Below are 12,218 nucleotides of genomic sequence, written 5' to 3' on the forward strand. Positions count from 1 at the left end.
GTTACTGTTCAACCTCTCTCATCACCGATTGCCAGATGGTGAAAGACATCTCTTGGGCGTCTTCGAGGTTGGTTGTATCGGTGATCCTAATCCGATAATTCCCTCTCTCCACCATCACTCGGACTAACCAGGTGTCTCCATACCTCTGAGTCCTGAGGAGTTCGACTCCTTTCTTGAACCCTATGATTTTCTCAGTAATGGGTCCATAACCCAGAGGGACAATACGAGAACACCTCACTGTAAAGGGCGTCCCACCTCTGTCCCACCTATCACTTCCCAATAGTGATAAGGGCGTCCTTGTTTTTCCACCACACCCAATCGCGGATTGGAGGCGTGTTGCGCAGCTCTTCACGCGTCAAGCCAAGCCTCAGCTTCTGTGAGGCACCAAGCAGCACATCCAGCATCGCCTCTCCATCGCTGCAGCGGGCCAGCGCCTGATTTGTTTTCTTGGCACCGTCGAGTGCCCTGACCAACAAAGCCACACGACGAAATGGAGAAAGGGAACGGGGGTCCATATCCAGAGCTTTTGACGCTCCACCGTAATCACATTCGCTGACAGCACTGGTGCACACAGTCAGAATCGAGTGATCGAAGCGCTTGAAATGGCGTCTACATGGGGCCATCACTGGGTTATCGGTGACGTTCATGGATGTCACGAGGCCCTTCTTCGCCTGATTTCCGTGTTACCGACCGACGATCATCTGGTCTTCTGCGGTGATGTGATCAATCGCGGGCCTGGAATTGCCGCTTGCATCAATCTGGTATGGGGGTTGGTGGACAGTGGTCGGGCCACCTGGTTGCGAGGAAACCATGAACAGAGATTGGTCGAAGGCCTCCAGGCCGTTTCCACTGAGGAGAGAAATGATCTGCTGGCCATCGAGACGTACCGGCAACTGGGTGATGCACACACAAGAGAGTGGAAACAGCGCCTGAGCACGCTGCCTTTTGTTTATTCAGGTGATGGATGGGTAGCCACCCATGCCGGCTTCGATGAGCATGGACAACCAGATCTGAATGTGCGCGAGCCCTTCTGGGAGGGCTACGACGGTCGCTATGGAACTGTGGTGGTGGGCCATACGCCCCGACCAGCTGTGGAGCGACGCGGCAAGATCATCATGATCGACACAGGCGCGGTCTATGGCGGATTGCTCACTGCGTTCTGCCCCGAAACTGAAGCGGTGGTGCAGGTGATCGGACAGGCCAGTGACAAGGCCATGCCCGCAGCCAGCCATGAGCTGACCGCAGAAGTACCTTGCTGAGGGTTTACCGCAGCAACAGAGCGGAATTGCTCGCTGAGCTTCTGGCCCAGGAACTCAGGCTTGAGCCTCCCGGCCCGTTTGAACAGATCGAAGTGGTCGTCAACACCTGGCCAACCAGTCGTTGGCTCGGAGAACAGCTGGCGAGAGTCAACGGGATCAGTGCACTGGTGCGCTTTCCGTTCCCTGGCAGTCGCTTGCGACAGCTCGTGCAGACCGTGCTCAGCGATGCTCCTGCCATTGAGGATCCATGGAGAGCGGAACGTCTGGTCTGGCAGGTCCTGGAGGTTCTTCCGAACCTGCTTGACCAGAGCTGTGCGACAAACCTTCGAGAGTGGTGGGAGCTCCATGGTGGTCAACAGGGACGACTCAATCGTGACCAGTGGCAGCTGGCTCGCAGCCTGGCCGATGCAATCGACGACTATGCGCTCTACAGACCGGAGGAGCTCGCCGATTGGCTGAATGGAGGTGCGGGTGATCAACTCCCCGAAGGCCTGCAGTGGCAGCCGTTTCTGGCCCGTGCTCTGGCAGAGCGCTTGCCATGCAGGCCCTTTGGTTTGCAGGTGCAACAGGTGGTTGAACGACTCCGCAACGGTCAAGACCCCGCGCTGCCGCTACCCGCACGCCTACGGCTCTTCGGTGTCAGCAATCTGGCCCCAGTCCAGATCAATTTGTTGCAGGCCCTCGCAGGACGCATCAGCGTGGACTTGTTTCTGCTCACACCCTGTCCAGACCTTTGGCAACGGTCGCAGCGACGACGGAGTCAGCTTGGCGAGGATTGGACCAACTCCCCCGATGGCTCCTGGCTGATCGAAGCTCCGCGCCTGGAGGGGATCCTGGGCAGGATGGGAGCCGAATTTCAGTTGCTTCTGGAAGGAAGCGGCGAGTGTCTGCTGGGCAGCTGGGAACAGGGGGACCTGTTTGCTGATCCAACTGTGATGAAACAGCACGAGGACTCCCAGGCGTCCCTGCTGGAGCAGCTGCAACGGCAACTCGCAAAGGGCGAATCGGACCAGGCATCCCTGTCAATCAAGCAAGGCGATCATTCCCTGTTGTTCATGGGCTGTGCAGGTCCCTGGAGAGAAGTGCAGCTCGTACGTGATCGCATTCTCAGCTGGATGGCTGCCGATCCAAGCCTGCAGCCCAGAGACGTGTTGGTGATGACCCCCGATGTAGAGCGCTATGCACCGCTGCTGGCTTCTGTCTTTTCGGACAGGGATGCCACCGGTGTGGACCTTCCCTGGCGATTGACCGATCGCAGTCAGCAAAACTGTCCTGGGCTTCAGCAGGCCTTCATGAGCCTGTTGCGCCTGAGCGCTGATCGGCTGACCGCAAGCGGACTGGAAGCGCTGCTTGGTAACCCAGCACTGCAAGACCTGCAACAGCTTTCATCGCAGGACGCGATGGCGATCACTGATGCACTTCAGCGCAGTGGCTTCCGCTGGGGGCTGGATGCAGGTGAACGCAACGGAGATGAAACCAATAGCTTGCGCTGGTGCCTGGATCGCTGGCTGCTGGGCCTGGCCTTACCGGAAGAACCTGGACTGGCCATTGATTCCTGCGCACCTGCGCTGACGGATCTGAGCCTGCAGCAACTGGAGTTGTGGTGGCCACTGCTGGATCAACTGGCCGGATGGATCGCCCAATTGCGTCGCAGCGCTCCCTGCACTGAATGGGTGGATCGACTGCGCAAGCTGCTTCAGCAGATTTTCAATGACGGTGGTCAATGGGATTGGGAGTTGCAGGCCATTCATCAATGCCTGGAGAACTGGCAGCTGCAGGCCAATGACTGCTCGCTGGAGCTGGATATTGCTGTTGTGATCAGGGTGCTGGAGGAAGCACTTTCAACGGAAAGCGGCCGCTTCGGCCACCGCAGCGGTGCTCTCACGATCAGCGCGCTGGAGCCCATGCGAGCCATCCCACATCGCGTGATCGTGTTGATGGGTCTTGATGCATCCGCCTTCCCAAGGCATCAGGAACGTGCAGGCTTTCACCTGCTCGAACTGCAACGCCGACTCGGCGACCCCAGCAGCACCGACCAGGATCGTTACGTGTTGCTTGAGGCACTGCTCTCAGCTCGACAGCATCTGCTGATCAGCTGGAGTAGCCGTGATGAACGACAAGGCGAGAACCTGCCTCCATGCCCACCGGTTCAACAGTGGCTGAGTCTGCTTGCAGAGCAGCTCGACCCACAGCAGATGGATCTGCTTCTGATTCACCCTCCAGCCAATCCTCTGGATGTCGCCAATTTCATGGCTACGCCACAAACCGATGCGATCAGTTGCGACCGCAGACTTCTGAACGCTCGACGCAATCTCGATGCACAGACCGGGAATGATCAACAGCATCGTGATCTGGGCCTGGCCCTGCCCCTTGGTTGGCAGCATCCAACAAGCGATGCAGGCTTGCCAATCACCTCGGAGGCGATCGAAGGACTGGAACGCTGGCTGCAAGCCCCACAGAAGGAATGGTTGAAACGCCAGGGCATCGATGCTGCTGAATGGTGCGATCCCGTCAACGATCTTTCACCCCTGTCGTTACCGGAACTCGACTGTCATCAGTTGCTCAGCCAGCGTCTCTCTGAACAGCTCGAACTGCTGGCCAACGATCCCAACGCCCGCTGGGATGTTGAGACGACGGGAGACTGGATTGCACGTAGTTACGGGCAAGGCCTGATGCCTCCTGGCGCTGCTGCTGAACTGGATGACGATCGGCTGGAGCGACGCTGGCAGAACCTCCAAAAAACTGCTCTGAGCCTCGGGCCTCTGCGCCTAAAGCAGCAACCGACCTCTCAGCGTTCAGCCCTTGTGATGGCGGGCGAGACAGCCGTTCAGATCAGCACATCAAGGCTGAGGTCACGCACTCTGCTGCAGAGCTGGCTGAAGCACCTGCTTGCCCAGCTGGAAGATGCAGACTGCAACACCGCAGTGGTGTGCCGACAAGACGGCAGTACAAAAGCCGATCAATTCCATATCGCCATACGCTGGAGAGCGCTGAAACCACTGGAGGCTGAACACGAGATCAGGGTTCTGCAAAGGCTGGCTCAGCATGGATCAAAAGTGTGCTGGCCTGTCCCACCCGACAGCGGCCTGGCCAGGGCACTGGCGTGGTCCAAAGGGGCGGAAGCCGCGGACAGGGCCTTCATCAATCGCTGGCAGGGAAGCTTCAGCGGCTGGGCTGAACGGGATCAGTCCGAACAGAAAGTCTGCTTCGGCAGCCACTGTGACGCGGAGTTGCTGTTGGGTCATGAAGGTTTCGGAGCAGCCTTCCAGGCCTTATATGAGCCTTTGCTCGAGGCACGGTGCTGATGAAGATGGCAACCGCTGGTGGAACGAGACGATTCGAAGCCAATACCTACCCATTGACACCCGGCGTTCGACTCCTGGAGGCGAGCGCTGGAACGGGGAAGACCTTCGCCCTGGCCCACCTCGTACTGCGACTGGTGACGGAGAAAGCGTTGAGCCTCGATCAACTGCTTGTGGTGACCTTCACGGAAGCCGCCGCCGATGAGTTGCGCGACAGGATTGGATGCCGTCTTGACTCGGCGCTGCAGGGCCTGCTGAAAAAGGAACGGAACAGCACCCTGTTGCCTGAAACGGATGCAGTCCTGCAGAACTGGCTTGAACAACACGGGCAGGATTCCAAGCAGCGCAGGATATTGGCCAGTCGACTGCTCGAGGCCCTCGAAGCCCTGGAGCGGGCCGACATCACAACAATCCATGGATTCTGCCGCCGCAGCCTTCGTCGGCAGGCGCTGCAGAACGGTCAGGCCATCGATCTCAACCTTGACGATGATCCACAGACCCTGGCCATCCAGGTGGCTCATGACCTCTGGCGAGAAGAGGTCCTCAAGCTTGAACCTGGACATGTGGCTGGACTGATGCGAGCAGGTCTTTCGCCCGAAGCGCTCGCCTCCGCACTCCAGAAGCTTGATGGTGACTGTGCGGTGCGCATCGCAGAAGACGCGGAAGCGATTGCAGCGGAGCAATCTCTTTGTGAGGTGTTTCAGAGCTGGTTGCAGAGCCGCTGGGAGCTCTTCCTCGATCTATGGCACACCGATGGTTCGGCTCTGGAACAAGCCCTTCGAGGCTGCGCTGCTGAATGGAGAGGCGTCGGTTGTAGCGACACCAAGCCTTTCAGTGCCCGCCCCAGAAAAGACCGAAGCCGAGAGCTCGACACTTGGACCGACCACATCAGCAAGACCAGTGGACATCCAATCCACTACATCGAAGTCCGTAACCAGGTGCTTCTCGGTGGTTATTTCCATCCAGGCACCTTTCAGAAAACAGCGCGTTCCTGCGGTGAAGCCGATCCCAACCTTGCCTATCCCGCACTGCAGGCCGCTGTTGCCGACCTCTGGGACGGACCAGCCGAACAGACCTGGCGCCATCTGCTGATCAAGGGACTGAAGCAGCTCCATGCCCGACGCCAACAACGCGGAGTGGTTGGATTCTCAGGGCTGCTGGACGCACTCGACCCCGCACAGTCAGAAACAGCAGAAGCCTGGCTCACGCCTCTGCGAGCGCGTTACCGGGTCGTGCTGATCGATGAATTTCAGGACACCGACCCGCTTCAGTGGAGACTGCTCAAAACCGCATTCACAACGCCGAACCACCTGCTGCTGATGGTCGGTGACCCCAAACAGGCGATCTACCGCTTCCGAGGTGGAGATCTGAACACCTATAAAGCGGCACGGCGTGATGCGGATTGCATCGATGAACTGCTCGACAACCGCCGCACAACACCGCTACTGATGAAGGCCATGAACCAGCTGATGGCTCCTGGACTTCGACTCTCCGAACTATCGGTACCCGAAGTCGTCCCAAGGTCTTACGCACAACCACTACCACTACCGAAGGGGAGCTCATCACTCCAGATTGTCGACATCAATTCTGATGACGACGACGGGGGAAGCAGCAGAACCTCACTGGAGGAGCGGATCCCCCGCATTGCAACAAACCTGATCCTGCTCACCCTGGGACACGATCCGGAGCTGGATCCCTCCGAACTCTGCATCCTGGTGAGCAGGCATCGTCAAGCCGAAGACATTCGAGCCGAACTGGCGGCTGCCGGTCTACCGAGCCGCCTTGTCAGTCAGGGCGATGTCTTCACCAGCCAAGGAGCCTCCGATCTGCAGACATTTCTTGACGCGCTCGCACGTCCTGCCCATACCGGTGGCTTACGGCAGCTGGCAGTGTCCTCACTCCTGCAGTGGAGAAGCGAGGATCTAGCAGCCGCCGATGACAACGGTCAGCTGGATCAGCTGGCTTCACAGCTCCAGCAGCTTGCCTTCGAACTGCCGAAACTGGGACTGATGGGTTGCCTCGCACGCCTGATGGATGGGCAGACCGTGGCAGATCTGTCCAGCCGCGGCCGCTTACTCGGCGACCTTCAGCAATGTGCACGACTCGTGCAGGACACAATGCACCGCCTGGGGTTGGATGCTTCCAGTGGTGCCGACTGGTTGCGACGCCAACGCTTTCACCCTCCAGACACAATCCAGGAACAGCGACAGCCCTTCAGTGATCTGGCCGAATGTGCGATTGCCGTTGTGACTGTTCATCGCAGCAAGGGTCTGCAGTATCCGGTGGTGATCTGCCCCTATTTATGGGAAGCGCCCTCCCCAGGGAAAGGTCCGCTGTGGCGTGTGCCCCAGGGGGATAACTCCGGCAGCTGGCGCGTAGCGCTCAATGCTCAATGGGGACTGGGGCACGCGGCCAGTCATTGCGATCTACTTGAAAGTCGAGCGGAAGCAGAACGCCTCGCCTATGTCGCGATCACGCGGGCCGAACGCCATCTTGTTCTGTTTCAGGCCAGGGCAGCACGCCAGGAAGGCAATCCACTCGCACCATGGCTGGAGGAACTCGCTGATCCACCGGGACCGTTGATCAGCCTGCACCGAACTGAAATCAATCCTGATCGCGAGCGCTGGCACCCCCGAGTTGTTGAGCGGAACCTGCAATGTGGTGCAGTGCCAGGTCACAGCTTTGATCGCAGCTGGGGGCGCAGCAGCTATTCGGCCTGGATCTCAAGTCATGGCAGTGCGAAAGCCACCAGCCCGGACCCCCGCAACCTTGAGGAAGGGCGCGACATGGATGCCAGGACCGGCGCAGACTCCGAACGCCTCTTGTTCGATGATCAGGGTGAGCCGATAGATCCGGATGACAGCCCCTTGGGATCATTCCCGAGGGGTGCAGCAGCCGGTGATTGCCTGCATCGCATCCTGGAGCAGATTCCCTTCGATCAAGAGATCGAACAGGAGAACAATCGCGCTCTGGTGGAACGAGAACTGACGCGCTCCGGCCTGGAAACCGACCTGGTTGATGCAGTTTTCGAGGGTCTGGAGACACTGGTGCAAGCCCCCTTTGGAGGACCCCTCGGCGATCTGCAGCTGAGGTCACTGCACAGTGGACGACGCCTGCATGAACTCAGTTTTGATTTGCCTGTGGCTCACCAGGGCAGAGCAGTTCAGCCCAAGCAACTGGCGCGTGCCTTTCGCATCGAACCCAAACGACGGTTCGGTGAACGCTATGCCGATTCCCTCGAAGATCTGGAGTTTCTGAGCCGAGGCTTTCTTACCGGCTCCATCGATCTGGTGTTCACAGATGGCAACGACCCCGCCACGGCACGCTGGTGGGTTGCGGACTGGAAAAGCAACTGGATCGGTGAAAGAGATGTAAATGGGCGTCCGCTGCACTGCGGACCACGACACTATTCACAGTGCGCCATGGAGGAGCAGATGTACCAGCATCACTATCCTCTCCAGGCCCATCTCTACCTCGTAGCCCTGCACCGATTTCTGCAGTGGCGCCTGGACGGCTATCAACCTGAGCGACATCTTGGCGGGTACGCCTACGTGTTCCTTCGTGGTGTTTCCAGATCTGGTGGCAGCGGCGTGATTCTTGAAGCCGCACCCCTTCAACGCCTCCACGCTCTCGATTCTGTTCTGAGAGGTGAGGCCTGATGGATCCACGTGATCGAACAGGTTCCTCAACAGCTCTGAGCAGAGGAATGATGTCGATGCTGCTGCGTCGCTGTCCCCCTCCGGCAGAGTTCGGTGACAACGAGCTCACCGCACTCAACGACCTAGTACAGGCGATGACCCAGGCCCTCAGCCAGGGAGAAATGAGCATCGATCTGGGAGCCGACGGCAAGCAACCCTCTGAGCTTGAGACCGATGGCTGGCCAGAGACGCACCGACAGGTGCTTGAAGCCAGTGGCTGGCTGCACAGAGACCCTGTGCTGATGGTGATGGACGGGGATCACCTGCTCTGGCGACGTTGGCATCAGGGCATGGAGACACTGGAGCAGACGCTGATCAAACGCAGCGCACTTCCACCCTTTGGTAACCCAAACGGACGTCGCAGTGAGAGTGACATCGAAGCCATGGCTTCAGACCAGCAGTTGAATCCGGAGCAGCTGGCGGCGGTGAACGCCGTCAGCAATCACAGGGTGGTGTTACTGAGTGGAGGGCCTGGTACCGGCAAAACCAGCACCGTTCGCGCCATGTTGATTCAAGCCATGGCCGATCGTGGCGACCTGCGCATTCATCTGGCTGCTCCGACAGGCAAAGCGGCACGACGACTGCAGGACGCGATCCGCTGCGATCAACGCACCTCGGAATTGCCCTGCACCACACTGCATCGGCTGCTGCAGGCCAGACCAGGAGGCTTCAGCCGCCATCGCCGCAATCCTCTGGCGCTGGATCTGCTGGTGGTCGACGAAGCGTCAATGGTCGACCTGACCCTGGCGCAGGCACTAATGGATGCTCTGCCAGCCAATGCACAGCTGTTGCTTGTTGGTGATGCCAACCAGTTGCCGCCGATCGGAGTGGGAGCTGTCTGGCAGCACCTCCAGAAAGCGGACCTCCAACGGCGATTCGGCGCTGCTGCTGTGCGTCTTCATCAGGTGTACAGAAATCGAGGAGACCTGGCTCGGCTGAGTTCTCTGCTGTGCCAGAAGGGGCCGGAGGCCTTCTGGGCTGATCTCGCTGATCTCGATGACGAGGCCAACGTGCATCAACTACTGACGGAGTCTTCTGGGTTTCCAGATGCGGTGACGGATGCCGTGAATCAGCAGCTGGAAAAGCTGAGACTGGCGGCCAACAGCCTGGACGTCAGAGCTGATGGCTCTCCAGATCCCGAACAGGCCAATGCCCTGCTGGAGCATCTCGATGCCTTGATCGTGCTTTGTCCGCGACGTCGAGGGTTATGGGGCGTGGACAGTCTTCACCGGCATCTGGTGTCGGGCACTGATGCCGGTGAATGGCCCGAGGGGCTGCCGGTTCTCTGCAGCGACAATCAAATGGAACTGGGTCTTGCCAATGGCGACCTCGGTCTGTGCATTGGCAGCGGCGAGACACGCAGACTGCTGTTCCGATGCAGTGATGACTCCGGCAAAGGGGTTTATCGACTGCTGCATCCCGCCAGAATCCGGCGAATCGAGCCTGCGCTTGCTCTCACCGTCCACAAAGCTCAGGGCAGCGAGGCTGATCAGGTTCTGTTGCTCTGGCCACCTTGTGAAGACGCAAGCAACACAGCTCTTCTCTACACCGCTATCACCAGAGCGCGACATCAACTGACCGTGATGCGACTGGCATCCTTGAAGAGCAGCGGCATGCTTGGGGCGATCGATCGTCAGGGGTCGGTGTGACAACGAGAGTGGAGCGTCCCTGGGGTTGGTACGAGGAGCTGGCCGAAGGGCCCGGCTACAAAGTGAAGCGGCTGCTTGTCAAAGAGAACGCACGGCTCAGCCTGCAGCGCCACCAACATCGCAGCGAGCATTGGGTGATTGCCGCTGGCACAGGGTCTGTCTATTGCGATGGCGCCTGGATGGACGCTTCGGTCGGAAACTCTTTTGAAATTCCCGTCAAGGCCATTCACCGGGCCTTCGGAGGCCCCGGAGATCTTCTGATCATCGAAGTCCAACAGGGAGCAATTCTGCTGGAGTCCGACATCGAACGACTGGAGGATGACTTCGGCAGGGTGATAAATTAATTTTTCACCTTTGAAAAGAAGGCAAGCAATACAGCGCGGCACAACATGCCGATGGGACGTTGCAGGCCTGATTTGAAGGATCAATCAGGCAGACCGCCATCATCGACATGACCCAGACGCAATCGCAGGCTGTAGAGCCCTGCGCAGTGGATCTCACTGTTTCCGAACGTCCTCAACAGAAAGCCGCTGCTGAGGAGCAGGATCTCTTCACCACCGTGATTGAACCGAGCGGAGAAGACGAATCAGCTGCAAACCAAATCCCTGAGGAGCCGAATCCTTCCGGCTTTGCCGGATTCGGATTCAGCGAGGCCTTGCTGAAGACTCTGGAAGAAAAGGGCTACAAGGAACCATCCCCGATTCAGAAAGCGGCGATCCCGGAACTCATGCTGGGACGCGATCTGGTCGGCCAGGCTCAGACAGGCACAGGTAAGACGGCTGCCTTCGCGCTTCCCCTGCTGGAACGCCTTGAGGGGCGCAGCAATCAGCCCAGGGTGCTGGTGCTTGCACCCACCCGCGAACTGGCCATGCAGGTGGCCGACTCCTTCAAGGCCTATGCCGCCGGACATCCCCATCTCAATGTGCTGGCGATCTACGGAGGATCCGATTTCAGATCACAGATTCATGCCCTCAAGCGTGGTGTGGATGTGGTGGTCGGTACCCCTGGCAGGGTGATGGACCACATGCGCCAGGGAACGCTCAACACCTCAGGGCTGCGCAGTCTGGTGCTGGATGAAGCCGACGAGATGCTGCGGATGGGCTTCATCGATGATGTGGAGTGGATCCTCGAACAACTGCCTGATCAACGTCAGGTGGTGCTGTTCTCGGCAACGATGCCGAACGAAATCCGCCGTCTCTCAAAGCGCTATCTGAGCGAACCGGCGGAGATCACCATCAAGACCAAAGACCGTGAGGCCAGACGAATCCGCCACAGATCCATCACGCTTCAGAATTCTCACAAACTCGAAGCCCTGAACCGGGTCCTGGAGGCTGTGACCGGGGAAGGCGTGATCATTTTCGCCCGCACTAAGGCCATCACCCTCACCGTGGCTGAGTCCCTGGAGGCATCAGGGCACGATGTTGCGGTTCTCAATGGCGATGTTCCGCAGAACCAGCGCGAACGCACTGTTGATCGCCTGCGCAAGGGCACGGTGAACATCCTTGTGGCCACAGACGTGGCCGCCCGTGGTCTCGATGTGGACCGGATTGGGCTGGTGATCAACTACGACATGCCATTCGACAGCGAGGCTTACGTGCACCGCATCGGGCGCACAGGTCGTGCCGGTCGCAAAGGGGAAGCCATCCTGTTCATCACGCCTCGGGAACGTCGCTTTGTCGGCAACCTCGAACGGGCGGTGGGTCAGGCCATTGAACCGATGGACATTCCCAGCAATGCCCAAATCAACGAAAGCAGGCTGAATCGGCTTTGCAGTCGTCTGACTCAGGCGGCTTCAGCCGAAACCAACGAGGAAACAGCGCTGCTGCAGGAGCTGATTCAAAGGGTGGGCCAGGAGAACGAGCTGAGCATGGAGCAGCTGGCAGTTGCAGCACTGAAGCTTGCAGTGGGTGATCAACCGCTGCTGGTTCAAGGTGATGAAAGCTGGCTCAAGACACCTGCCCGCGCCGATCGTCGTGATGATCGCCGTGATTCGCGCGGTCGTGATCGTCGCCGCGTGGATCGGGAATCACGCGCACCCGAGGACAACATGATGCGCTATAGGGTTGAGGTGGGTTATCGCGACCGCGTCAAACCGGGGAACCTCGTCGGTGCGATTGCCAATGAATCAGGCCTTCAAGGGCGAATGATCGGAAGGATTCAGATCTTTGATGCGCACAGCCTTGTGGATCTGCCCAAAGGCATGCCTGAGGATGTGTACAACGCTCTTCGCAAATTGAAAGTCATGAACCGAGAGCTTCAGATCTCTCAAGCCTCCTGAACCTGATGGTCGGCCGCAATTGCTTGATCAGC

The 12,218-nt window shown here is 58.8% G+C and carries 7 protein-coding genes; 6 read left to right on the plus strand and 1 reads right to left on the minus strand.

Annotated features, from left to right (window positions below):
* Positions 1 to 269 precede the first annotated feature (269 nt).
* A complete protein-coding gene (locus tag SIB58_RS08970) occupies positions 270 to 647 on the minus strand; it encodes a hypothetical protein (RefSeq protein ID WP_231856991.1) in 378 nt (125 codons plus the stop codon).
* Here SIB58_RS08970 and SIB58_RS08975 point away from each other — a divergent pair.
* The 6 genes from SIB58_RS08975 to SIB58_RS09000 all read left to right on the plus strand — a co-directional run bounded on the left by SIB58_RS08975 (position 603) and on the right by SIB58_RS09000 (position 12,186).
* Positions 603 to 1,259: a metallophosphoesterase gene (locus SIB58_RS08975; RefSeq protein WP_066905570.1), complete on the plus strand. Its 657-nt coding sequence runs from the start codon at positions 603 to 605 to the stop codon at positions 1,257 to 1,259. The two genes, SIB58_RS08970 and SIB58_RS08975, sit on opposite strands and share 45 nt — an antisense overlap.
* Positions 1,253 to 4,564: an exodeoxyribonuclease V subunit gamma gene (locus SIB58_RS08980; RefSeq protein WP_066905115.1), complete on the plus strand. Its 3,312-nt coding sequence runs from the start codon at positions 1,253 to 1,255 to the stop codon at positions 4,562 to 4,564. Before SIB58_RS08975 ends, SIB58_RS08980 begins: the two co-directional genes overlap by 7 nt.
* 5 nt (positions 4,565 to 4,569) lie before the next feature.
* Positions 4,570 to 8,220, plus strand: coding sequence for a UvrD-helicase domain-containing protein (locus SIB58_RS08985; RefSeq protein WP_067325534.1), 3,651 nt, complete (start codon positions 4,570 to 4,572; stop codon positions 8,218 to 8,220).
* Positions 8,220 to 9,908 carry an ATP-dependent DNA helicase gene (locus SIB58_RS08990; protein ID WP_066905112.1) on the plus strand — a complete coding sequence of 563 codons (1,689 nt, stop codon included), beginning with the start codon at positions 8,220 to 8,222 and terminating at the stop codon, positions 9,906 to 9,908. The genes SIB58_RS08985 and SIB58_RS08990 overlap by 1 nt, the downstream gene beginning before the upstream one ends.
* Positions 9,905 to 10,252: a phosphomannose isomerase type II C-terminal cupin domain gene (locus SIB58_RS08995; protein ID WP_066905110.1), complete on the plus strand. Its 348-nt coding sequence runs from the start codon at positions 9,905 to 9,907 to the stop codon at positions 10,250 to 10,252. The genes SIB58_RS08990 and SIB58_RS08995 overlap by 4 nt, the downstream gene beginning before the upstream one ends.
* Before the next feature lie 107 nt (positions 10,253 to 10,359).
* Entirely contained in the window at positions 10,360 to 12,186 is a 1,827-nt protein-coding gene (locus SIB58_RS09000) for a DEAD/DEAH box helicase (protein ID WP_067325214.1), read from the plus strand.
* Positions 12,187 to 12,218: the final 32 nt, after the last annotated feature.

The sequence above is a fragment of the Synechococcus sp. MIT S9504 genome, assembly GCF_047497135.1.
In the GTDB taxonomy this organism is placed as follows: Bacteria; Cyanobacteriota; Cyanobacteriia; order PCC-6307; family Cyanobiaceae; genus Synechococcus_C.